The following is a 23,981-nucleotide window of genomic DNA, read 5'->3' as shown; positions in this document are numbered from 1 at the left end:
GTTATTGCACGTTCAAGAAAGAGAAACGTTTAGCCGTCTCGTAAATGTCGGCGCGCTGGGCGTCGGTCAATTGCTGAATCGGTTTGCGCGGCACGCCCGTGTCGATGCCTTGAAGACGCAGAATCTCCCGTTCGAACGCAATGAAGTCGTACTTGAGCAACTCATGGATGACCCGATTGACCTCGTACTGGATCGCTCTCGCTTCCGCGATCTTGCCCTGCCGGAACAGCTTGTACAGCTCCGCGAATTTCGCGGGCATGATGTTGTAGGTCGAGCCGATCGCCCCGACGGCCCCCATGGTCAAGCCCGCCAAGCAAATCTCGTCCGGACCGTTGAATACGAGGAAATCTTCGCCGCAGACATCCATGATTTGCTGCATCTCATAGACGTTCGTGGACGTGAATTTCAATCCGATAATCCCTTCGACCCGAGACAATTCCCTATAGAAGTCCGCCGACTGCTTCGAGCCCGTCATGTCCGGAAAATGATACGCGATAAGCGGAATGTCGGCCGCCTCGGCAATGTCGATGTAATGGCGCTTGATCTGCTCCGAACCATGCTTGTAGTAGAACGGCGTCACCGCCGATACGGCCGTCGCTCCGGTGTCATGCGCGTGGCGAGTCAATCTGACGGCGGTATCCGTATCCATCGCGCCGACATGGGCAATGACGGGAACTTCCTTCTTCACCTCGTCCATGACGATTTCCAGCAAATATTGGCGCTCCTCGATCGTTTGCATAAAACCTTCGCCGGTACTTCCGCTTAAGTAAAACCCGGATGCGCCCTGAGCAATGAGATGTCTAACCAGTTGCCGGGTAACGGGATCGCTGATCTTGCCATCGGCGCCATATGGCGTAATGAGAGCGGGAATGATTCCTTGCAGATTCGCATATTTCGTACGGTTTGTCGTCATGAGTGAAATCTCCTATCCGTGTCTGGGATGAGTTAGCCTTTAATTCCGCCGGCCGTTAGGCCTTCGATCAACAGCTTCTGAATGAACGAAAAAATAAAGATAATCGGGAGAATGACTATGACCCCGCTGGCCAGAATGCCGCCCCAGTTCGCCGCTCCCATGCTTTCCATCACTTCCGCGATGCCCACCTGAACGGTTTTGGCCGCCAGCGAGTTGGTCAGAATCAAGGAATATTGGTAATCGTTCCAACCAAGGATGAACGAATACAAGCTGACGGAGACGAGACCCGGCAATGCCATAGGCACCATGATCCTGAACAGAGTCTTGAGCTTGGTCGATCCGTCCATATAAGCGGCTTCTTCCAACTCCTTAGGCACGCTCTTGAAAAATCCGCTCATGATCCATACGGCAACGGGAATGGTCATCGTGTTATAGATCAGGACAAGCACGGTCTTCGTATTCAAGATCGAGAAAGCGGAAGCCAGCTTGTACCACGGAATCATGATTAACGGCCCCTGGATCATCTGAGCCAGAACAAATAATACGACGACCAAGCTGATTCCCGGCACCTTAAACCTCGCTAGCCCATACCCGCTGACGCAGGCGATGAGCCCGGTGCATAGCGCGGTTAAAGCACACACGATAATGGAGTTGGACAGCAGCTTGCCGATATTCATTCCTTGCTCCCCGACTGCCCAGGCGTAATGTTCGAAAGTGAAGTCGGATATCCACCACGTCGGCGACGAAGCGAACATCTCTTCCGTGCCCTTAAACGTCGTATCCACAAGCCACAGGAAAGGGAAAAGGGTGAACACCATCAGAATCGTTAAGCTTGCGTATTTCATCGTGCGTAGCGACAGCGTCTCTTTCATAACCTCACCCTTCTAATCATTTTCCTTGCCGAACAGCTTCGCGTAGATCCCCACCAGCACAAGGACGAATACCATCGATAGAGCCGCGATGGCCGAGCCTCTTCCGAGATCGTAATAGACGAACGCGTTCGTATACACGTAAGTCGGTAAAATGCTCGTTTCGAAACCCGGTCCGCCATTCGTCAAAGCCCAGATCATTTCGAACTTCGTCCAAGACGAGACGATGGAAACCATCCCCGTAACGTACATGATCGGTTTGAGCAACGGCAGCACGATGCGGGTTAGCCGCTGCCAAGACGTAGCCCCGTCCACTTCGGCGGCTTCCATCATTTCTTTCGATATGCCCGTCAACCCCGATAACAACATTAAGGCGATATACGGGAACCCTTTCCATACGGAAGTCAGGAGCAGCGCGGGCCATACCCAGAACTCGTCTCCGAGCCAGACGATATTGTCCTGAATGATGTGCCATGTCGTCAGATAGTGATTGGCCAAGCCGTTATGTCCGTCGTATATCCATTTCCACACGATACCGATAATGACGACCGGGGATACCCAAGGAACCATCATCAGCCCCCGCCATAATCCGCGCGATCGAAGCTTCGAATTTAATATCAATGCGGCCGGAATGGCCACCGCGAATTGGAATACCGTCGATCCGATGACCCAGACGAGGCTGTTCCACATAATTTTCCAAAATTTATCGTCTTCGGTTAGCAAGTAAACGTAGTTGTCGAGGCCAATGAAAGACATGGCTCTATTCGAGATCAAGGAATAGTCGAACATACTGAGCCGAACCGTCTCGAACAGGGGGTAGAACTGAAAAGCGATCAAATAAAGCACGGCGGGCGCCAGAAGCATATAGCCAAAAGCGTGCGCCTTGAAAAACTTGCGGGTCATCATGCCACTCTCCTCGCCCTGTCCAATCTTATGCGGATAGGAAAGGGGACTCCGAATGATTGAACCATAGAGAGTCCCCCATACTATTAATCCTTTTATTTCGCGTATTTGGTTGCGACTGAATCTATGCCCTTCTTGATTGCGCCGTAAGCTTCTTCCGCGTCAACTTTGTTCGTCAGGAATTTGACCATAATATCTTGAACGACCGTTTCCATCTCCGGTTGTCCGATGATTTTGTCCATAGGCACGCCCGTCTTGTCGACGATGCCCAAGAAATCCTCGATGACGCGCTTATGTCCTTCGATCGCTTTCGGATACACGTTCTCCGCTTTTTTGATAACTTCGTCCAGACTCGTCTCTTTTTCGGCGGAAATGTTTAGAATAGCCGCTTGCGTGCTGTTGAACTCCGGAGACAACAATTCCTCGATTAATCTCCATGCGACTTCCTTGTTCTTGCTGCCTTTATAGATACCGAAGCCGGAGTTGGCAACCGGAGTTTTAGCCGCCGATCCCGAAGGACCCTTCGGATACGGAATCGCGCGGGAAACGTTGATGATGTCCGGGTTGATGCTGTAAACGTTGGCCGAGAAGAACGTTCCCGCCGGAATCATGCCGACTTCGCCGTTGCTGTAAGCTCTGAACATTTCCGGATAGCCCCATGTCAGATGGGCTTTCGGTTGGAAGGCTTCCAGGTTCTTGAAATGGTTCAGCAGCTCGATATATTTGCCTTTGCTTTGCTCGGAAGTGTCCGCGATCAGCAGATCGTTGCTGTAACCCGCCGTGAACGGCACGCGGAACGCGAAGCGAGCGACGCCGAGCGGATAGCCGAAGCCGTATTTGCCGTCCTTCGTCATCAATTCGGCGGCTTTCTCTACGTCCGCCCAAGTTTGAAGATCTTCCAGCTTCATGCCGGCATCGTTCAACATTTTCTCGTTGACCATGAGATTGAACGCGTTCGCGGTCGCAGGAGCCGCATAAATTTTGCCGTCTATGGTCGAATAATCAAGCGTGCCGGGAAGGAAGTTGTCCGTCTTCACGGTCGAATTCTCGCGTTGCATGTACGGAGCCAAGTCTTCCAAGCCGTCCATTTGCACGAAGTTCGTCACGTCTTGGGTCGTCGCGATGTCCGGAACGTCGCCGGTGCTGATCATAACGGAGATTTTTTTCTCCATATCCGCCCAAGATAAGTACATGAACTCGATGTTGACGTTCGGATATTTTTCTTTCATCGCGTTCTTGAAAGTCTCGGCGAACAGCTTCTCCGACTCCGACGTACCCGGATAGACGAAGCGAATATCCGCTTTGACCGTTTTCCAATCGATTTCTTCGCCGGAGGAACCCGCATTTGCGCTTGAGCTTGCCGGAGTGCCGGATGGCTGAGCCTCCGGAGAAGCTTCGTTCTTATTCCCGTTGGAACATCCTGCGAATATTAAACTGAAAACCAAGATCAACCCTATTAATCTTGCCGCGCCCTTCTTGCCGGTCTTCATGCTTATGCCCCCTGTATCAAGTGGATTCGTTCCTGCGCTTTAATCATATTCTTTCCCGCGATCGCCTCACAATGAGACAACTTCAAGATTTGGTGGACTTATTCTAGAAGTCTCGTTCGCAAACGTTTGCGAGGATTGTAACCCTTTTTTATTTTTGTTAAGCTTGCCACCATAAGCATCCTTGTCGTACTTCCGGGAGGGTCCCGCCATGAAGCTGTTTCAAAAACTCCAAACAAAAATCTTTCTCTACTTTATCCTCGTCGTGCTCATCCCCTTGCTAAGCTTGGGAATCTTCTCGTATTTCAATTCTACCAAGCTGTTGGAGAAACAGGTGCTCACCCAGCAGAACCAGACGATCGGCCTGATCGAGAGCAACATTAAGCTGATGCTCGACGACGTTCAGGATATTTCATCTTATATCATGAACAACGAGACTTTCCAGAATCTGCTGAACCAACCTAAACCCGACGAATACAATCGCGCGCAACAGACGATGGTGTCCTACTTGTCCAACTTGAAGGTCGCCAAAAACTACATCTCGTTCATTATCGTGTATGGCGAGAACGGCTTTCTGTACCGCGATTTCAACGATTTTTATCGGGAAGTGATTCCCTACCAACAGTTAATGGAGACTCCGACTTACATCGTAACCGCGGCCAAAGCGGGGGAAGCGAACTGGATGTTCTCCAGCGATCCTCTTTTCCCGTATTTGCAACAGTACAACGAAATCATGATCGGACGACGCATAACGAACATCTACGATGCCGACCAGAAGCTGGGGATGCTCTTCATGGGGATCCGCCGCGATGCTCTGTTGAATTCCATTCAAGATATCGAGATCAGCCAGTCCACTCAATTGCTGTTGATCGACGACAACTTCAACCTGGTGGCCAGCAACCAGAAGAGCCGGGATATCGAATATTATCGCAACGGGGATCTCGAATTTAAAAAGAGGTTGATCGATCCCGATGCCGATCCGGTTATCCGCGTGAACGACAGAGACTATTACGTATCCACGGCTCAGGTCGAGCCCTACGAATGGAGCGTAGTCAGTCTAACTCCCTTGCAGGAAATACGGCTTCAGCACCAAGTGCTATTGCGGTTTACTCTGATTGCGTCCGCCTCTCTCTTGCTTATCGTAGGGTTGTTGTCCGTTTTTCTGTCCCGCAACGTGACTTCGCCTATTCAGAAATTGCTGAGGTCGATGAACAATTTCAAGAGAGGGGACTTCAACCAGAAGGTGCCCGTCGAGTCCAAAGACGAAGTTGGACTGCTTACGCAAAAATACAACCAGATGGTCGCCGAGTTAAACGAGCTTATCCAGAAAGTATATATCAGCCAGACGAATCAGAAGATGATCGAGTTGAAGACGCTTCAAGCCCAGATCGAACCCCATTTTCTGTATAACACGCTCGATTATATTTTTCTCAATTCCAAGATCAATGGAGATAACGATACCGCGGAAGTCGTCAAGTCGCTTAGCCAGCTGTTTCGTTTATCGCTTAACCGCGGGAACGATTATTACAAGCTGGAAAACGAAATCAACCAAATCAAAGCCTACGTCAATATACAACAAGCGCGGTTCCCGCATCGTTTCAAGGTGGAGTACGATATCGAGCCCGCCGTTGAGCCCTATCTGACCTCCAAGCTGCTTCTGCAGCCCATCGTCGAGAACGCGATCCTTCATTCCTTCGATACGAAGCGCGGAGGAGAGGGCATCCTTCGGATCTCCGGTGCCATTAGGGACGAAGGAATCGTGTTCACCGTGGAGGATAACGGCAAAGGCATGGAAGAGCGGCAAGTGGCCGCGCTTTTGGAGGTATCTCCCGCAAGCAGCGGCGGATACGGGATCAAGAACGTGAACGAACGGCTGACGATGCTGTTCGGAGAAGAATATCGGTTACGGATAACTAGCAGGATCGGCGAGGGAACGACCGTCATGATTCGTTTGCCGATGATCCACAACGAAGAGGAATGGGTGAGCCTATATGAAAGTCATAGTCATCGATGATGAGCCCATCGTATGCATCGGGCTGCGAAAGCTTATTCCATGGGAGGAGTACGGGTTCGAATGGGCAGGAACCGCGGATAACGGCGTAGAGGCGTTGGCTATGATAGAGGCCCATCGTCCGGATTTGATTATCGTGGATTGCCAAATGCCGTTAATGGACGGCTTGCAGTTGCTGAGGGAGATCGCCGCGCGTCAAATTCAGCTCAAGTCGATCATTCTAAGCAGCTATGACGAATTCATGTATGCCCAGCAAGCGCTCCAACTCGGAGCATCCGACTACCTGCTTAAGCCGCCCGATCTGGAACACTTTCTGGAGGTTATTCTGCGCGTTAAGAAAGAATGGGAATCCGAGATCGCGTTGAAGCGGCAGATGAAGGAGAACTTCCCCGTCATGGTCGAGCGATTCCTTCACAGCCTCATCGACGGAACCAAGCAGAAACAAGAGATATTCCGGGAGAAAACGGAGTATTTAAGGCTCCCTATCCAATCCGGGCCGTTTCGCGTATGCCTGTTGGAGATCGAGGATGACACGGGTAAGCTTGACCGGTACACCGTCGAAGATCACCATCTGATCCATTTTGCCGTCGCCAACATTATCGAAGAAACGTTCGAAGCTTGGACGGCCAAGGCTGTATTCCAAGAACAATCCCGGCGGTTCATTATCCTGTGCAACATCGACGCCGAGGAGCAGCTTCCCCAGCTTCGTTCGCTTCTTCGGCAACTAATCGCCAATCTTCAAGCCGCGCTGCGGCTTGGAGCTACGATCGGAGTATCCGGACATTGCGCAAGCTTGCTCAGCGACTGTAAAACGGCGTACGAGAACGCCAAAATCGCGCTGCAATATAAATATTACACCGGCGCCAACCAAGTCATATGCGTTGACGATCTAGAGATAGAACAGGGCGGCGTCTTGACGGGCAAGAATCATTCCCCCCTTCAAGACGAGAACCTCGTCATGTCTATTCGGGTATGCAACGCCAACGGCTTGGAAGATTGGCTGACTTCCTTCCTCTCGTCTTTGAAGGATCAAGGGCTTACCCAGCATGAAACGAAAACGTTAAGCCTGCAGCAAATGATCGCGGCTACCCACGTCATGGTTGAGATGCACCCCCAGCTCCAACTGGACGAACTGCTCTCCGGCGAGGATATCGAGCTGGTCTTCAAGGCCAACACGATCGATGAATTGGCCCAATTGCTGCGCGGATTTCTGTTCAAGCTGCTGGCTTTGACGCAAAGCTTGCGGAAATCCGGAAAAAACGCCGTCGTCGAGAAAATCAAAGAGTACATCCTCGCCAATTACGGAAGCAATATTACGCTCGAAACGATTGCCGCCGAAGTGTTCCTCTCCCCGGTATATTTGAGCTTCTTGTTCAAACAAGTGGAGTCCACGAACATTACGGACTACATTACCCACGTACGCATAGAGCAAGCCAAGTCGCTCTTAACGACTACGAACGGGAAAACCTACGAGATTGCCAATCTGGTCGGCTACCAGGACGACAAATATTTCAGCCGGATATTCAAGAAGAGAGTCGGAATGACCCCCTCGGAGTACCGATCGCAAATCTAGCACGATCATGGACAACGACTATGGCCTACCGGAGTTGTCCATGACTCCTCTCCCTCCATTTCGAACTACCTAACAAAACTTTTTCTGCCCCCTCAAGGAAACCTAACAAACAACAACAAACGAACACAATAAAAACCAATTCAGACCTCTATAATTTTCCTGCCATTAAGCTATAATCTCTTGTAAAAGCGCTTACAAACGAGTGGTATGTAGGCGTTTATTAGCATTTTCGATCCGTAGCATCCAACGAAGGAGGGCCGACTCTCGTTCTACCCTGATTGTTTTGTCGATTTTTGTTATTACTTGTTAGTCTATATTATGAAAACGCATTCAATAATAAGGAGAGTTGAAATGAACAAGAAATTACGAATCGGACTTGTCCTCGCCCTGGTCTTAACGATGGTCGTTTCCACGTTTACTTCGGCGGCATGGGCTAGTTCGGATTCCTCTAAGCCGGGAAATGACGTCTCTGACATTCAAGGGCATTGGGCGCAAGCCGCAATCGAAAAATGGAACTCTTATGGCGTGTTAAAGGGGACGAAAGACGGTTCGTTCCAACCGAACGGCGAGATGACGCGAGCGGAATTCGTCACTGTCGTTAACCGTTTGTTCGGATTTAAGAAGTCGTCCCCCACGTCGTTTAGCGACGTTCCTGCAAAGGCGTGGTATGCGGAATCGCTCCTGATCGCCAAGGAAGCCGGATATTACACGGGATTCCCGAACAACGAAGCCAAACCTCTGGAGCGGATTACCCGTCAGGATGCGGTTACTTTGCTTTCCAGGGCTTTCTCTCTTAAGGCCTCTGCGAACGCCTCGTTCGCGGGCGGATTCAAGGATGCCGGTCAAATCGCCGGTTATGCCAAAGACGCCATCAATGCTCTGGAAGGAGTCATTAGCGGCTACGCTAACGGCACGTTCGGCCCTAACGGGTTCATTAAACGGGCAGAAGTCGTCAGCCTCGTCGACAAGCTTATCGGAGCTTTTTACTGGAAGAGCGGCGAATACTCGGACGGCAAAGTAATCGGACACGCCGTCATTAACGCATCCGACGTCACGCTCCGCAATTCTGAAATCTCCAAAAACTTGTATCTTGCATCGGGAATAGGCGACGGCGATGCGACACTGGATCATGTCACGGTAAAAGGGACGACCTTCGTGAACGGCGGCGGAGAGAATTCGATCACCGTTAAGGATTCCTCGTTGCCCGTCATCGTCGTTAATCGCCCGGACGGCAAAGTCCACCTGATTCTGAGCGGACAATCGGCCGTCGGCAGCATCGTCACCGAGAACGCTTCGATCGTCGAGCTTGGCCAGGGAGCGGCGGTCGAAAATCTGACGCTAAGCTCTACATCGGAACTCATTCTTCATGCGGGAGCGTCCGTCAAGAAACTAATCGTTACTAACGAGAATACGATCGTTAACGGCAAACCGGTCGCGAAAGGCGAGTACTCCGTCGTGAACGGCGTAGTTACCGCGCTGGGCGGAGGCGCTTCCTCCGGTGGCGGAGGCGTATACGGAGGCGGGTATGGTAGCGGCGGCGGCGTAACGACTCCCGTTATTAACCTCGTAGACTCGAATGCTACCGCGGATACCCGATCGTTATTCCTCTACCTGAACGAGACTCGCGGCAAGCAGCTGCTGTTCGGTCACCAGCACGCGACCGATGAAGGCCTCACGCTAACATCTGCGGCGACCGGACTCCAATCCGAAGTCAAAAACTCGGTCGGAGATTTCCCTGCCGTATTCGGTTGGGATACGCTCAGCCTCGAAGGAAAAGAAAAACCGGGCGTGGCGGGCAATCTCGAACAAAGCCGAGCCAACTTGATCGAATCGGTAAAAGCCGTTCACAAGATCGGCGGGATCGTTACGCTCAGCGCCCACATGCCGAACTTCGTAACCGGAGGCAGCTTTAACGATACGACGGGATCGGTCGTCGAGCATATTTTGCCGGGCGGCGACAAGAATGCGGAGTATAACGAATATCTCGATAATATCGCCCTGTTCGCCAACAATGCCAAGGATGATAACGGCAAGCTGATCCCGATCCTGTTCCGTCCGTTCCACGAACAGAACGGCGGCTGGTTCTGGTGGGGCGCCAAGACGACGTCTACTAGCCAGTACGTAGAAATATTCCGATATACGGTCGAATATTTGCGGGATAAGAAAGGCGTGCACAATTTCCTGTACGCGTTCTCTCCTAACGGCACGTTCGGGGGATCCGAAAGCTCCTATATGACCACTTACCCCGGCGACGATTACGTGGACGTTCTAGGAATGGATCAATACGACAATCAGCAAACGCCGGGAACCGCCGGCTTCCTATCCGGTCTTGTCGCCGACCTTAAGATGATCTCCAAGCTGGCGGATCGCAAAGGCAAGATCGCCACCTTCTCCGAGTTCGGCTATAGCCCTGCCGGGATGTTGACGACAGGGAACGCAGATACCGAGTGGTTCACTCGCCTGCTGCAAGCGATCAAGTCCGATCCGGACGCGAAACGGATCGCCTATATGCAGACTTGGGCGAACTTCGGGCTGGGCAATAATCTGTTCGTGCCTTATCGCAATGCGCCGAATGGTTTAGGCGATCATGAACTGCTGCCCGACTTTATCGATTACTACAATGATCCTTATACCGGCTTCCTTAACGAAGTGAAAGGCGTATACAACAAACCGGCCACGACAGCCAATGAACAACCTCTGATGCACGTTGTTTCTCCGACGGACAACGGCACGGTTCGCGATGCGACGACGGTTATTCGGGCACGCGCGCTAAACGTCAATCCGGTCAAGGTCGTGTATTCGGTCGAAGGGTCGAGCGCGGAAATCCCGATGACGCTTGACGCAGACCGGTTCTTCTATACGGCGGATTGGTCGCCCGCAGCCCGCTTTAACGGCAAAACCGCCGACATTACGGTGAAGGTGTACAAACCGGATAACACCGTTCTGCAGCAAACCGTTACCGTATTCGTGAAGGTGGACGAAATCTTAATGAAATCCTTCCCGTTCGATTCGAATATCACGGGAATTCAGAACAACGGAACGTATCCCGACACCATCGGATTAACGTTATCCCATGGCGAGCTTGGGGGCAACAAAGCTCTAGAGCTAAGCGTTAGCAATGCCGTGTATTCCGATACTTGGCAGGAGCTGAAGCTGGAGTTCTCCAATCTGTCGGATACGGTGACGATCGCCGACGTGAAGAGAGTCAAGCTGGACGCATGGATTCCTTTAACCGCGGGAAGCAAAAGCGCTAATGCGAGCATACGGGCAATCGCCATGCTGCCGGGAGATTGGGATACGAAATACGGCATGACGACGACCGTGACGAAGCTTACCGACTTGCCGACGGAGACGATCGGCGGTATCGCATACGCCAAGTACTCTCCGGTCATCGATCTGAACGATCCCGCGAAATCGTCGGCGGCCACCGGACTAGCCCTTTCCCTTGTCGGCAGCGAACTAAACCATAATGGATCTATATTTGTCGACAACATCCGATTGTTCAGCGTATACGCCGAAGCGCCTCAGGATCCCGCGCTCGTCGACGACTTCGAATCGTACCAAGGCAGCGATGCGGCCCTTGCAGCCAAAATCATTCACGCCGGCGGAGATTCGACCGCCGTTACGCTGGATGGGGCTCACAAGAGCGGCGGCAACTATGCGATGAAACTCGATTACACGCTTGCCGGTTCGGGATACGCGGGCGTAACCAAATCGCTTGGCGGCGTCGATTGGTCCGGCTTCAACCACTTGAGGTTCTGGCTCGCGCCGGACGGATCGAACCAGAAGCTCGTCATTCAACTGAAGGTCGACGGAGTTTCCTTCGAGGCTTATCCGTCGCTGGCCGCCGCTACGCCGGGGTGGGTAAACCTTCACTTCAATGAATTCGCGGTTGCCCCATGGGATACGGGCAATGCAGGCAAGAAAATCAACAAAGTCAGCCTTAAGAACGTTCAGGAAATGTCCATCTACGTTAACTCGGTAGGAGGCGCAACGCTATCCAGCTCCTTGTACTTCGATGACATTAAAGCGATTAACGACGGTACGGGCGGCGTGCCTAACGGCGGTGGCGGCTCCGGCAGCAATCCGGCTCCCGCTGGCACTCTATACGGTTTCGAGACGGATACTTCGGGTTGGAACGTAGAAGTGAACGAAGCGAGCGCAACGGCGCCTTCCATCACGACCGATGCCGCGGCGGAAGGTACGCATTCCATGGCCTCGACCTTCTCCCTGGCGGGCACCGGATTCGAATTCACGAAGGTTGCAGCCTTAGACTTGTCCGCGGCAAGCGCGATTAGCGTTAAAGTCAAGCTATCCTCAGGTCAAGCAAACGCGCGTCTTTACATCAAGGTCGGATCGGCATGGGAATGGCACGATAGCGGAACCCCGGCTGCGGTCGATTCCAACGGTTTTACGACCCTATCCATTCCTCTTGGAGGAATCGCCAATCTGGATACCATCCAATCGATCGGAGTGAAGATCGAGCCCGTTGCCGGAGGCACGGGAACGGCGGTCGCCTTCGTTGACGACGTCTACGTTACGGCGGCGCAACCTGCCGGAATGAGCTTCGACTTCGAAACCTCGGCCGACAATTGGGCAATCAATAACGATAGCAACGGCGCCTATAACACGGCTCATGCTGCCGGTCTGGAAACCACCGCAGCCGAGGCGGCGAAAGGTACGCATTCTTTGAAAGCCGATTTCGATCTCGGCGGAGGCCAATTCCAGCTTCGCCACGCGAACGCGCTCGATCTCGGCACCGCAACCGCGGTGACCGCAAAGGTCAAGATCGTTCCCGGAGCTGCGGGGAGCTTGGGAAGCGGAGTTAAGCTCAAGCTGTTCGTGCAATCCGGCGACGGATGGAGCTGGTTCGACTCCGGCGAGATCGCCTGCGCCGGAACGGATTTCAATACGGTAACGTTCGATCTGTCCGGCGTTACCGACAAGGACAAAGTGAAGGCCCTCGGCATACAGGTGCTGACGCCGGCCGACTCGACCGGAACCGCAACCGTGTATCTCGACGACGTGACCCAACAGTAAGCGTATGACACAAAGGCCGTGAGATCTTCGTAAGAAGATTCGCGGCCTTTGCCCTTCTACTTTTTCCTAGCGGCTTTAGACGATCTGTACGTAAATAGATTGAGGCATCACCCTTCGGCGTTCCTCCTTGCTCACTCTCAAACAAATTAGTGGAAATCTCCATACGCCTTGCATAATCGAAAACGTCCCGAAGCGCCCCGTCAGCCCTTATTTAACGAGGCCGCTTCTAAGGCCAAATCGCTAAACTCTTTCAAGTAATGGATATAGGAGCCGTTATCGTCTTCATAATTCCCGTGCGTATTCGCCATTCTCACGACGACCAAATCAAGCCGAGGAACGACCAATACAAGCGGTCCATAGAAACCGACGATTTCATAGGAACCCTGAGGCACATGATCTCCTATTAGACACTCCGCCGATTTCCCCTCCTTAATCAACCACAGGCAACCGTTCCGGGTTGATCCGGCGGCAGTTGTCCCTGCGTCTGGACAGTCGTCGCATTTCGGATCACTTGTTCCGGCACATGCGTGCGTCCCGCTATTTTCCCGCCGTTCAAATGCAAATAGCCCCAATAGGCGAGCTCGCGCGCCGATACGAACAGATTCTCCCTGCTTCCGTCAACGCGCGGGTTAAGCGGCAGCGAAGCACGACCTTCCTGCATGACGAGCACCAGCTCTTCCGAATACTCGCTGCGCCAGCCCGTCTCCCGCCATCCAAGCGGACGAAAGACCTTGGACGCCAACAATTCGGCCACCGTCGTATTTAATGCTTCCGTTAGAATATCGGTTAACAGCTGAATACCTTCATTATTGTAGTCCCACTTGTTGCCCGGCGAAAAAGCGCGAACTAGTCGCCCGCTCTCGTCTCGGACCAAACCATGAGTATGCGTGAGCAAATGGCGGATCGTGACTCCGATCAACAGTTCTCTATCTTCCTGAACTAACGGCATATATTCCAAAATAGGATCGTCGAAGGAACGAATAGCTCCCTCATTCAGCGCCCACGCCGCAGCGAACCCGATATAACTTTTCCGCACGGATGCTACGTTATACTGGGAATCGCAGCCCGTAGCCCGTGCTCCCGCTTCGTCCGAATGAGTTCCGCTGTAGTGCTCGGCAACGATTGCCCGATTCTGAATAACGAATAATGAACTCGATGTGCCCCCATTGAGCGCGTTTATTCGTTCTACGTACGACTTAAGCGAATCGAATGCAGCGGTCTCCCGTTTCTCCAGCATCTAAGCAACCCTCCGTAATATTTTGTCTATCCCTAATGAAATCAGAACTCCGACGCTGTATCTTACTAAATCCGCAGCCACGAATCCTTTTCCCAATACTAGACCGCCAACTAGCGTGTTTCTGATCCCGTTTATCCAACTCGCTTGGTACAACTGGCTGAATTCGATTGCGAAGCAGAAGATCAGGCTGGCAATCATCGCCCAATAAAGGCTCTTGTTTACGAATAGCATGCGAACCCCAAAATAAACCATAGCGGCCCACAAGGCGTCGCCGAAATGACTGGCAATAAAATCCGGCAGCGATTCGGCATACACTCGCGAGCCCATCCCTAAGATGACTGCGATGACGATAGCGACGGCATAAATTATTCTGGCCTTTATAGGAACTCATCTCCTTTGAGCGCTGCGCGTTAGCTAGCCGCTCCTTAAGACTAGGCTATCACATCTATGCGGCACAGCGTTCAATAAAAGCACAAAAAAAGCCGAAAGGCTTCCCGTGCGCGCGGAAGTTATCAGCCAAATGCCGTTCGTATTTCGATCTTAGCGATACTACATCCCGTTATGGTCTGCCGATCTTAAGCGATTGGGACAGTTCCGCGAGAAGTTGGTCCAGTTCCGCTTGTAACGCCTTAAGCTCGGTTCGGCAACCGGACTCGAGGGGGCTCACGCGCTCGTCTAATACGCGGCGGTTTCTAATGGACATCTCCAGTTCGACGATCGCGAGCGGATTACGAAGATCGAACTGAACGCTTTCCGTCGGTCTTTCCAACAGACCCAGCATGCTACCATCTCCTATTAGGTTCTAATGGTCTCATTGTACGGGCCTAACGTCAGAAAAGAATGTCGAATCGGTAAAGTTATTGTTAAAATTTCTCACTTGATGTATTTTTTTGCGATTTCGGCCAGAGCGTATAACTGAAGCTAATGAGGAAATCGATCGCCAGAACGAGCGACCAGATCCGAATGACTTGGAGCAGCCCTTCCGTCCTGTCATCCGCGTTCACCATCGCAATCATACCGTACAAAATGCCGCATCCGATGATCCACGCTAACGCATGCAGATACCACCCTTTTCGCTCGTTCCTTGCGTGCTCAACGCCGAATTTTGCCTTCTTCTGAGGAGCCGGACCTCCGGCGTACCGATGCGCGAAACGAACGTCGGCCCACCTGATCATAGAATGGCCGTAGGCTATCGAGGCCCCAATATATACGGCCGCTAGGCCATGCGCGGCGTTCGCTTCCGCGCCGCCCCGCAGATCGATTACCGTGGCGATAAGGAGAACTAAATCGATAACCGGCGTGCAATAGAGCAATACGGCCCCCAACTTCTTCCGGCGCAAAATATACCGAGACGCTAACCCGGCCAGAACGAATACCCAGAATGCGATTTCGCAGCCAATAATAAATACGGTAATCACGTTCACTTCCTTTTTAGAACAACTGTATTATTTAAGATACCGTTATTATAGCACAGTTGTATTAAAACGCAATCGTGATATAATAAAATCATGCCAAAAATCGTAGATCACAACGACCGAAAAGAAAAAATAGCAGAAGCCGCTTGGAGAATCATACGCCGGGACGGGCTTGATCATGTATCCGTTCGCCGGGTCGCGGAGGAAGCCGGGGTCTCCCTCGGATCGCTTCGGCATTATTTCGATAGCCAAGACGAGCTTATCGCCTTCTCCATGCGGCTTCTGTCCAGCAGAGTCAACGAACGTATCGTTAAGCTTCCCTTCACCGGCGATCCCCGTCACGACATGATGCTCGTCATTGCCGAGCTTGTGCCTCTCGACGAGTTGCGCCTTGCTGAATCCGAAATCTGGCTGGCATTCGCCGGCAAAGCGGTATCCAACGCCGCTATTCGGTCCTTGAGCCTAGAGGTTCATCAAGAGTTGTATACAGGGTTCCGCAGGACCATCGAGCAACTGATTCGCCATCGGTTGACGAGGGACGGCATCGATGCCGATCTGGAGACGAGAAGGCTTCACGCCTTAATCGACGGCCTAGTCGTCCATCACACTACGTTTCGGGATCTCCTGACGAGAGACGAGCTAATGAGCACAATCTCTTATCATTTAGATAACGTGTTACTAAAGCAATAAGTAGGAAAGGCCGGGAACCCTTAGCGGGACCCGGCCTTTCGGCATTCATATAATCGGTGAATGAACGAGCTATTTACTGCGATCTAATCGTAAATGCCCCGCTAGGTTGAGACAATTTATAAGAGCTTGAATTCATTCCGAAGGTTAAAACATAAGCTTTATAAGGAACATTGTATGCCAATGGTGTGCCTAAGCTGGTACTAACGGTCGCAGCATAGCTCTGACCCTTTCCAACTATTGTGCCCGTTGTGGCATAGTAGCTTGCTGTAGCTTCCGTCACGGCAGTTCCTTCAGGCACTACGAATACCACATAATAATTAATGTTAGTCTCATCGGCAGGTTTGGCAAAACCGGCCGTCACGCTATTAGTCAATCCGTTCTGATAAGCATACACGCCGTACGCCTCGGGTACTTGCGAAGAAAGCGAGAGCCAGTTGGATTGCCCGGACAGCGAATTCGTACCGTTGACCCCTACCGAGAGCACGAATACACTATAGCTCGCCCCAGTCTGAATCGGCACTCCGTATGCATCAACAGTTGGCGCTATCGTTGTGTTAATGTTGGCTCCGGTCTTGTTTACTACCGTAAAATTAGCAGCCGTATTGGCCAAAGCCAGATTATAGCCCGCAGCTTGAGAATCCCTAACTAAGAGGATACGGTAGAACATAATAAGATTCTCGTCCGTAGCTTTGTTGAATGCGACTTGTAAATTCTGCCCGTTGTTGGAAATGACGACATTCGTGGCAGCAGGCACGTTACCGTTCGACAACGTAATCGAAGCGGATGGATAGGATAATGCATTCGTGCCGAATGAAGCTCCGCCGCCAGTGGACATAACGAACACCCGATAAGCGACTCCATTCTGAATCGGTTGCCCAAGAGTGTCCATCAAGCCGTAGAGTTGGGCCTCGACGGTTTGACCGCTGCCTTTGGGCACGACCCTGTATAACCTAGGATCCGTAATCGCGTTTGCGGTTGCAAGGGTAAACGCGCCCGCATTCGCTTCTCTGACTACAAAAACCCGGTAATAATCGATATTCGTTTCGTTTGCGGCCTTATTGAAGATAACGCGGATATCTTGACCCTCGTTATAGTCGGCGACATCGGTAACGCTAACGATAGTTGGCGGCAGAATGCTATTCCCCGACGACAAAGTGATGGCTGCCGAAGGAGCGGACAACGCATTCGACCCATACGACACTCCGAAGCCGACCGACATCACGAATACCTTGTAACTTACGCCGTTCTGAATCGGAAGGCCGTAGATATCGAGTGCTCCCGCCGGAAGCTGCTCGCTAATATCCGTTCCCTTCTTCGTTATATTCGTGTAGTACGAAGCATTCTGAATGGCGTTTGCCGCGGCAAGATTGAAGTTATTCGCGTATTCGTTCCTTACAACGAACACCCGGTAATTCGCGATATTGTTCTCGTTGGAGGCTTTCGTAAAGGAAACCCGCAGATCGCGGCTGTCGTTATAATCTCCCGCATCGAGCACGTTAACGTTCGTAGCCATCGGAATGACTCCGGTATTGGCTAGCGTGATCGCCGATGAAGCGTTGGATAACGAATTCGTGCCGGCAGATCCTCCGTTAATGCCAACCGCCATAACGAATACCTTGTAGCTAACTCCGTTCTGAAGGACAATGCCGCTTGTATCCCGAGTACTGCTGGAAAGTACCTTCGTAATATCGGTACCGGTCTTGCTTACTGTCGTGTAATTGGAAGTCGGCATGCCGGTCGCCATGGACAAAGTGAATATACTTGCACTTGCTTCCCTGACAACGAATATCCGATACTCGCTAATTTTCGCCTCATTGTACACTTTCGGGAAGAACACTTGAAGATCTTGCCGCTGTTGCTATCCGCGACGTCGCTAACCGACACGTACGAAACGGCAGTCACGCCGGTGTCTATTAGACTAATGGTCTGGGAAGGACCCGATAATGTATTCGGATAAGAATTGCTGTTTACAGAAACCCCCATTACGAATATTCGATAGGCAACCCCGTTCTGAATAAACTGACCCTTCACGTCTCTCATGCTCGATGGCAGGGTCACGCTATAATTACTGTTTCCCGTACGACCTACATCGTAATAATATTGCGAGGATAGCTTGTTGGCCTCGGTCAGGTTAAAGCTGCCGTAATCGTAATCTCTTACGACGAATACGCGATAAGCTCCGATACGCGTTTCATCCGTCGCTTTGTTAAAGCTGACTCTCAGATCGCGGCCGTCACTGTTGTTATCTACGTCTTCCACGCTAGTAATCATCGGAATTTGAGGCGACGTTCCAAGCGTAACCGACGCCGAACCCGCGGATAGCCCATGCGCTAACGTTCCGGTATTACTGCTAAGCGACAGAACGAACGCAGTATAAGCTACGCCGGCTCTGATCGAATCTCCCGAAGTATCTCTGGATGAGGAATTCAAAGTCACGCTCATCGTGCTTACGCTGCTGTTCTTGGAGACTGTAGTGTAATAAGAGCTGGACATCCCGTTCGCGGCGGCCAGATCGAAATTGGAAGCAAGCGAGCTCTTTACGATCATGACCCGGTAACCCGTGATGTTGCTCTCATTTGCCGCCTTAGTGAAATTCACCTGCAAATCCCGGCCATCGCCGTAATCGCCTACGTCTTCGATCTTCACGTTCGTCGCGGCGTTTACCGTCGGACTGCTGCTCAGACTGATCGATACGGAAGAAGCGGATAGGGCATACGTGCCGTTGCCGACGGTCAGAACGAATACCTTGTATGCCTGATTCTTGCGAAGCACGGCGCCGTCGACGTCTCTGCTCGAAGCGCTAAGGGTCGTCTTCTGGGTCGGGTTATACTTGGACAAGGACGTATAGTTCGCCGATCCTACGATTTGCGCTTTAGCGAGGTTAAACGAAGCTGCGTTCTCCGCTTTAACGACCAACACCCGATAGCTGTCCACGTTCGTTTGATCCGAAGGCGGAGTGAAGCTCACCTGCAAATCCCTGCCATCTCCGAATTGCGAAACGGTAGATACGGTTACCGAAGTCGCGGCGCCGACTTCTTTGACCGATTTCGTCGTGATCAATACGCTTTGAGTATTTTTGTTCCAGGCGACATCGTCCCCTAGCGATTCGCTGACGAAACGAATCGGCACCATCGTTCTGCCATGGATAGATCGAGCGGGAGCATCCAGAGTGACGGTTTTGTCGTTGATCGTTGCCGTCTTCGCTCCCAATTTCAGTACGATCGTCGTATCGCCCTTGATCCCGGTAACGGTTTGGGCTTTCTGATTCCATTGAACACGCGCGCCTAAAGCTTCGAATATCCCCCGCAGAGGCACCATCGTATAGCCCCCGTTGACGATGACGGGAGCTTGGTCGGTCACCAGTTCTTGACCGTCGATGACGATTTTTATTGCGGAAGCAGCTTTCGCTTCAGGCAGTTGAACAACTGAAAATAGTAATGCTAATGCAGCTAATACGGATAAAAATTTACGCATAATGTACCTCCCCGGATTGTTCCTGTAATTCCGTGCGTTTGAAATTATTGGATTCGATAATAAGACGCTGCAATGAGACTAAATGTTTCTCGAAAAACAAAATCATTTTGACGATCGATTTCTGAATTTATATAAACTAGAACGCTTTAACCCATTTGCGAATAAATGCTTAAGATTAAACCCCGATCTCCCGTAACTTAGCCTGAAAACATAGTAATTGATGTATTCAATGATAAAGAAGAGATAGAACGAGCAGCCCGCTATTAGATCCGGCGTGCGATACTCGTTCATTCGGAACAATAAGGCCGCGGGGAACGCAACGGTCAGAAGTAGATTGAGAGGTTTGAAGACGCGGAAGACGGCGTGAGCGGAATTACCCGAACGGTTGTTTCTCGCTATAGCGCTATGCTTTATAAACCAATAAATACTTCCTTGAACCAGCACGAAATTTAGCGAAACTAATGAAATCATGCTTAACGTACCAAGATCCAAAACGAGATACAGGTACGAGAACGCGATCGCCGCCGTCAGTTCTCCGAACGCTAAGCTAAGCAAACGTTTTTGCAATCTATTTTTCATGGACACTCCATCTTCCGTTATAGTTGGCTGATTCCACTAGAGAAGGGAAACAACACTCAAACTATACTACATAATCAGGAAAAGACTACTCTTATTCTCGATACATTCCCTATGTTTAGGTTGTCGGATAACGCTATTCGCCTCGACTTTCGATGCTTGGAGTGAATAGAGCGATGGCATAACGCTATTTCCCCGAAACGACCGAACTCACGTCTTCATGACACCCATAAGGTGATGGCGTAACGCTATTTCTGAATTTTCCATTTGGAAGAGATCAATAGAGCGATGGCATAATGCTATTGCTTCGGTAACTTAATGGTTCGAACTCCCCCAATTAACAAAACTAACCCTATTGATTTACACGCGCATAACATTCATAGCGGATACTAGGGTTATTCTATTACTGGAGGAATGCAGATTCATGAGAAAACAACTCGTCGCCGCGTTATCGATCTCGCTAGTTGCTTCAACAGTATTCTCGGCGGGCAGCTTTGCTGCTTCCAAAACGAAGCAAGTCGATTCTTTCCGTCCGCTCAGCACCTTCGCGGTGCCTGGGGGAGGAATCGCCGAGATTATTTCCGCGACTCCGGACGGCAACCGGTTATTCTATACGAGCGCGGGGCTCGGCAGCATCGGGGTTTTGGATCTCGCCAATCCTGCCAAACCTAAGCATTTGAAGGCAATCGAAGTCGGCGGAGAGCCGACGAGCATCGCCGTAACCCCGGACGGCAAGACGGCTCTGGCGGTCGTCATCGCTTCCAAGCGCGCCATCGGCGAAGTCCCCGAGATCAAGCCGGGCAAGCTGATCGCGATAGATACGACAACATTGAAAATCAAAAGCGAGCTTGCCATCGGCAATCATCCCGATTCCATAGCGCTGACGACGCTTAACGGTCAGTATGTCGCGGTCATCGCCATCGAGAACGAACCTCTCTACGTTGACGATAAAGGCGCAAGAACGGACGAAGAGAAGCCCGGACTGGACGGGGACATCAGCGGACCGGGATACGTTCAGATCGTCAACGTCAACAATTCCGATCTCGGCAAATCCAAAGTTACGGACATTAAATTCGATTCCGCGCAGCTGAAAGCGAAGGGGCTCCTCTATCCCGAAGATCCGCAACCGGAATTCGTCGACATCCGCAACGGCAAAGCTGCGGTTACGCTTCAGGAGAACAATGGAGTTGCGGTCATCGATCTGAAAAGCTCCACAATCACGAGCCTGTTCTCGTCGGGCAAACCCGTCAAGCAGAAAGCCGATCTGACCGAAGACGGCAAAGTTTCGTTCACCGGTTCGTATCCGGAAGACGTAAGCAAAGAAGAGAACGCCGGCGCGAGAATGTCGGACGCCATCGCATGGAATGCGGCAGGCACGACGCTATATACGGCGGACGAAGGCGAATTGGATTACACGGGCGGACGAGGCTGGAGCGTATGGAGCCCTTCGGGTAAGCTGCTCTGGTCCGACAAAGGATCGCTTGAGAGCAAAGCGGCCGAATACGGCTATTACGCGGATTCCCGTTCGGAAGCGAAAGGGATCGAAGTAGAAGGCGTGGAAACGGCCGTGTTCGGCAAAAAAGAATTCGCGTTCGTCGGCTCTGAGCGCGGATCGTTCGTCGCTCTGTACGATATTACGAAACCCGCTTCGCCGGCTTTCATTCAACTGCTTCCGACGGGCACTCGCCCCGAAGGCTTGCTCGCTCTGCCGCAAAAAAACCTGTTCCTGACGTCCGACGAAACGACCGGCACGATTACGATCTTCGAAGGCGTCTCCGGCTTGTACCAAGCGCCTGCCAACAACCCGACGATCTCGGCTAAGCCGGGAGTCTCTTGGGCCGCATTGTCCGGATTGGCTGCCGATGCCAAGAATAGCAACGTGCTCTATGCAGTTCCGGACGTAGCTATGCAGCCGTACATTTACAAGCTCGACCTGAAGGGCGGGGAAGCGAAGCTCTCTCATCACGTATCGATTAAGGAAAACGGAAAACTCGCTAATATCGACATGGAAGGTATCGTCGTCGACACTTCCATCGCCAAAGGCAAGCAACCGGGCTTCTGGTTGGCAAGCGAAGGCAATGCCCTGTTCAAAGACAAGGAATATATGGCCAATCTATTAATTCAAGTAGATAGCCAAGGCAAAGTTCTTCGCAAAATCGCCTTGCCTGCGGAAATCGATTCGGCCGACGGCGGAGTCATCCGCAACAACGGCTTCGAGGGCGTTACCCTCTCTTCGGACGGTCGTTACCTGATCGCACCGATCCAGCGCGAATACGCGAAGGATGCCAAAGTCGGCGGAGTAAACTACGCCCGCATCGCTCGCTATGACCTGCAAACGAACGCTTGGGACTTCTTCTTGTACCCGCTGGAGCAAACGGATACGAAAGGCGATTGGATCGGTTTGTCCGAAATCGTTAACCTAGGCAAAGACAAGTATGCCGTCATCGAAAGGGATAAATTGATCGGCGGCGCCGCCAAGCTTAAAGCGGTCTACACTTTCTCCCTGAAAGATCTCAAGCCTTTCGTCGGCCTTACGGAAGAGAAATCCGTAGTTGCCGGTTCGGTTATTAAGAAAAAGAAAGTTCTAGACCTCACTTCGACGATCGCACCGTTCGAGAAACTCGAAGGCCTTACGGTTACGCCTAACGGCAAAGTGTGGGCGGCAGTCGACAACGACGGCGGAGTTCACTTGTCCGGCCTGTACGCGGTAGCTAATTTGAAGGATATTAACAAATAATAAATGTCCTGGAATCTACCTCAACTAAGAATAGGGGCTGTCCAATAGTCATTTTAATGACTCAGGGCAAGTCCCTTTTCTTATTTCGTTATCGATTTTAGTTTTGGCCGGATATTTTGGTCCTTCCGGTAGATGCTACACCCCGCAAGTGAAGTGATGCTATCGAATTCGTTCGTTTCGTTAACGCCACATGGACGGCTTATTGACCGCATCTTTGCCTCCGTTTACCCTAACGGCAGACGGGATAGTTACCACCCCAATTGCTTGCCATTGTAATAATGAGTACCTTTGAACAATCGTAGCTTTCGACCAGCTTAGACATCGTGAATACGTCCTGGATAGATGAAGGTATGTCCTCGGATTTGTTCGAGCCATTGACGGAAGTAGACTAGCGATTTCGGGTAAGCTTCAATCCTTAGCGTGTTCTTTTGAGTGTTCGGAGCATAAATCAACTTGTAGGAGATATGCAGGAAATTGTTCTCTCGTATTGATTCTAAAGCGGTATAGAATCCTCTGTCCCCTACCTGTAAAGTCGATGACAATGCAGTCAATGGATAGACTGACCCCTTTCACGTGCCGCCCCCTCCCGAATTTTTGATGAATTTCGGGCTTTATTAGAGGGCAGGTGTCTAGCCATTAACACATGACCTTCCCGTTGTAGAATGTTCAGTTACTTCCTGACAGTATAATTGTCGGGGGTATCCTATGAATTTGTTGCGATGCTCTCGACACTATATCCATCGGGATATCTATTCGCAAAGTTGCGTTTAATTTGGAAAAACCGCAAGAAAACGAAGATAACAAAAAAAAAGTCAATCATGGTGGTACCTGACCATAATCGACCTGTACGGGTGTAACGGAATAGCGTTTTTTAGGGTAAAAATTCAAGCTTTATATGCGTAACAACAGAAATGACGAAATCTTCATACGGGTATTACATGGGTTATATGTGTTATTGGTTGAATGATGGATTCATTCGTCACCCACCCCCACCAAAAAAAGAAACCTAGAAAGGACAATGCCTCTCTAGGTTTCCTAATAAATAAACTTGATATT

Annotated in this window: 16 protein-coding genes; 5 read left to right on the top strand and 11 right to left on the bottom strand. The window is 51.2% G+C overall.

Annotation, left to right across the window (positions count from 1 at the left end; translation table 11 throughout):
* Position 1: 1 nt before the first annotated feature.
* From FPL14_RS15625 to FPL14_RS15610, 4 genes are all read right to left on the bottom strand, one after another.
* On the bottom strand, positions 2 to 913 hold the full coding sequence (locus FPL14_RS15625; RefSeq protein ID WP_182298391.1) for an N-acetylneuraminate lyase: 912 nt from the start codon (positions 911 to 913) through the stop codon (positions 2 to 4).
* Positions 914 to 945: 32 nt separating this feature from the next.
* Positions 946 to 1,785: a carbohydrate ABC transporter permease gene (locus FPL14_RS15620; protein WP_182298389.1), complete on the bottom strand. Its 840-nt coding sequence runs from the start codon at positions 1,783 to 1,785 to the stop codon at positions 946 to 948.
* Between the two features lie 12 nt (positions 1,786 to 1,797).
* Positions 1,798 to 2,688: a carbohydrate ABC transporter permease gene (locus FPL14_RS15615; protein ID WP_182298387.1), complete on the bottom strand. Its 891-nt coding sequence runs from the start codon at positions 2,686 to 2,688 to the stop codon at positions 1,798 to 1,800.
* 92 nt (positions 2,689 to 2,780) lie between these two features.
* Complete coding sequence (locus tag FPL14_RS15610; RefSeq protein WP_182298385.1) at positions 2,781 to 4,175, bottom strand: ABC transporter substrate-binding protein; 1,395 nt, start codon at positions 4,173 to 4,175, stop codon at positions 2,781 to 2,783.
* A gap of 208 nt (positions 4,176 to 4,383) precedes the next feature.
* On the opposite strand from FPL14_RS15610, the gene FPL14_RS15605 reads away from it, so the two are divergent.
* The 3 genes from FPL14_RS15605 to FPL14_RS15595 all read left to right on the top strand — a co-directional run bounded on the left by FPL14_RS15605 (position 4,384) and on the right by FPL14_RS15595 (position 12,796).
* Positions 4,384 to 6,186 carry a sensor histidine kinase gene (locus FPL14_RS15605; protein WP_182298376.1) on the top strand — a complete coding sequence of 601 codons (1,803 nt, stop codon included), beginning with the start codon at positions 4,384 to 4,386 and terminating at the stop codon, positions 6,184 to 6,186.
* Positions 6,164 to 7,756, top strand: a complete 1,593-nt coding sequence (locus tag FPL14_RS15600) for a response regulator transcription factor (protein ID WP_182298374.1) — start codon at positions 6,164 to 6,166, stop codon at positions 7,754 to 7,756. Before FPL14_RS15605 ends, FPL14_RS15600 begins: the two co-directional genes overlap by 23 nt.
* A 351-nt stretch (positions 7,757 to 8,107) precedes the next feature.
* Positions 8,108 to 12,796 carry a glycosyl hydrolase gene (locus tag FPL14_RS15595; RefSeq protein WP_182298371.1) on the top strand — a complete coding sequence of 1,563 codons (4,689 nt, stop codon included), beginning with the start codon at positions 8,108 to 8,110 and terminating at the stop codon, positions 12,794 to 12,796.
* 200 nt (positions 12,797 to 12,996) lie between these two features.
* On the opposite strand, the gene FPL14_RS15590 is transcribed toward FPL14_RS15595, so the two are convergent.
* From FPL14_RS15590 to FPL14_RS15570, 5 genes are all read right to left on the bottom strand, one after another.
* Positions 12,997 to 13,188: a hypothetical protein gene (locus FPL14_RS15590; RefSeq protein WP_182298369.1), complete on the bottom strand. Its 192-nt coding sequence runs from the start codon at positions 13,186 to 13,188 to the stop codon at positions 12,997 to 12,999.
* 41 nt (positions 13,189 to 13,229) lie between these two features.
* Positions 13,230 to 14,033 carry a serine hydrolase domain-containing protein gene (locus tag FPL14_RS15585; protein ID WP_182298367.1) on the bottom strand — a complete coding sequence of 268 codons (804 nt, stop codon included), beginning with the start codon at positions 14,031 to 14,033 and terminating at the stop codon, positions 13,230 to 13,232.
* Entirely contained in the window at positions 14,034 to 14,348 is a 315-nt protein-coding gene (locus FPL14_RS15580; protein WP_229263524.1) for a ribosomal maturation YjgA family protein, read from the bottom strand.
* 244 nt (positions 14,349 to 14,592) lie between these two features.
* Positions 14,593 to 14,814 carry a hypothetical protein gene (locus FPL14_RS15575; RefSeq protein WP_182298362.1) on the bottom strand — a complete coding sequence of 74 codons (222 nt, stop codon included), beginning with the start codon at positions 14,812 to 14,814 and terminating at the stop codon, positions 14,593 to 14,595.
* An 82-nt stretch (positions 14,815 to 14,896) separates the two neighbouring features.
* Positions 14,897 to 15,451, bottom strand: coding sequence for a hypothetical protein (locus tag FPL14_RS15570; RefSeq protein WP_182298360.1), 555 nt, complete (start codon positions 15,449 to 15,451; stop codon positions 14,897 to 14,899).
* A 90-nt stretch (positions 15,452 to 15,541) separates the two neighbouring features.
* Between FPL14_RS15570 and FPL14_RS15565 the strand changes: the two genes are divergently transcribed.
* Positions 15,542 to 16,138, top strand: a complete 597-nt coding sequence (locus FPL14_RS15565; protein ID WP_182298358.1) for a TetR/AcrR family transcriptional regulator — start codon at positions 15,542 to 15,544, stop codon at positions 16,136 to 16,138.
* A gap of 73 nt (positions 16,139 to 16,211) precedes the next feature.
* Here FPL14_RS15565 and FPL14_RS15560 read toward each other — a convergent pair whose 3' ends face one another.
* Both FPL14_RS15560 and FPL14_RS15555 read right to left on the bottom strand, forming a co-directional pair.
* Positions 16,212 to 17,870, bottom strand: coding sequence for a hypothetical protein (locus FPL14_RS15560; protein ID WP_182298357.1), 1,659 nt, complete (start codon positions 17,868 to 17,870; stop codon positions 16,212 to 16,214).
* Positions 17,843 to 19,612: a copper amine oxidase N-terminal domain-containing protein gene (locus FPL14_RS15555; protein WP_182298355.1), complete on the bottom strand. Its 1,770-nt coding sequence runs from the start codon at positions 19,610 to 19,612 to the stop codon at positions 17,843 to 17,845. The genes FPL14_RS15560 and FPL14_RS15555 overlap by 28 nt, the downstream gene beginning before the upstream one ends.
* Positions 19,613 to 20,612: 1,000 nt before the next feature.
* Between FPL14_RS15555 and FPL14_RS15550 the strand changes: the two genes are divergently transcribed.
* Positions 20,613 to 22,925: an esterase-like activity of phytase family protein gene (locus FPL14_RS15550; RefSeq protein ID WP_182298353.1), complete on the top strand. Its 2,313-nt coding sequence runs from the start codon at positions 20,613 to 20,615 to the stop codon at positions 22,923 to 22,925.
* Positions 22,926 to 23,981: the final 1,056 nt, after the last annotated feature.

Origin of the sequence: Cohnella cholangitidis (genome assembly GCF_014107495.1) — a bacterium.
In the GTDB taxonomy this organism is placed as follows: Bacteria; Bacillota; Bacilli; order Paenibacillales; family Paenibacillaceae; genus Cohnella; species Cohnella cholangitidis.
This window is presented reverse-complemented; position numbering and strand designations above follow the sequence as displayed.

Excerpts from the sequence above, each read along its gene's own strand:
- FPL14_RS15610 (WP_182298385.1), bottom strand. The coding sequence starts at position 4,175 with ATGAAGACCGGCAAGAAGGGCGCGGCAAGATTAATAGGGTTGATCTTG.
- FPL14_RS15625 (WP_182298391.1), bottom strand. The coding sequence starts at position 913 with ATGACGACAAACCGTACGAAATATGCGAATCTGCAAGGAATCATTCCC.
- FPL14_RS15550 (WP_182298353.1), top strand. The coding sequence starts at position 20,613 with ATGAGAAAACAACTCGTCGCCGCGTTATCGATCTCGCTAGTTGCTTCA.
- FPL14_RS15595 (WP_182298371.1), top strand. The coding sequence starts at position 8,108 with ATGAACAAGAAATTACGAATCGGACTTGTCCTCGCCCTGGTCTTAACG.
- FPL14_RS15600 (WP_182298374.1), top strand. The coding sequence starts at position 6,164 with ATGAAAGTCATAGTCATCGATGATGAGCCCATCGTATGCATCGGGCTG.
- FPL14_RS15575 (WP_182298362.1), bottom strand. The coding sequence starts at position 14,814 with ATGCTGGGTCTGTTGGAAAGACCGACGGAAAGCGTTCAGTTCGATCTT.
- FPL14_RS15585 (WP_182298367.1), bottom strand. The coding sequence starts at position 14,033 with ATGCTGGAGAAACGGGAGACCGCTGCATTCGATTCGCTTAAGTCGTAC.
- FPL14_RS15620 (WP_182298389.1), bottom strand. The coding sequence starts at position 1,785 with ATGAAAGAGACGCTGTCGCTACGCACGATGAAATACGCAAGCTTAACG.
- FPL14_RS15565 (WP_182298358.1), top strand. The coding sequence starts at position 15,542 with ATGCCAAAAATCGTAGATCACAACGACCGAAAAGAAAAAATAGCAGAA.
- FPL14_RS15615 (WP_182298387.1), bottom strand. The coding sequence starts at position 2,688 with ATGATGACCCGCAAGTTTTTCAAGGCGCACGCTTTTGGCTATATGCTT.
- FPL14_RS15560 (WP_182298357.1), bottom strand. The coding sequence starts at position 17,870 with ATGCCGACTTCCAATTACACGACAGTAAGCAAGACCGGTACCGATATT.
- FPL14_RS15605 (WP_182298376.1), top strand. The coding sequence starts at position 4,384 with ATGAAGCTGTTTCAAAAACTCCAAACAAAAATCTTTCTCTACTTTATC.
- FPL14_RS15555 (WP_182298355.1), bottom strand. The coding sequence starts at position 19,612 with ATGCGTAAATTTTTATCCGTATTAGCTGCATTAGCATTACTATTTTCA.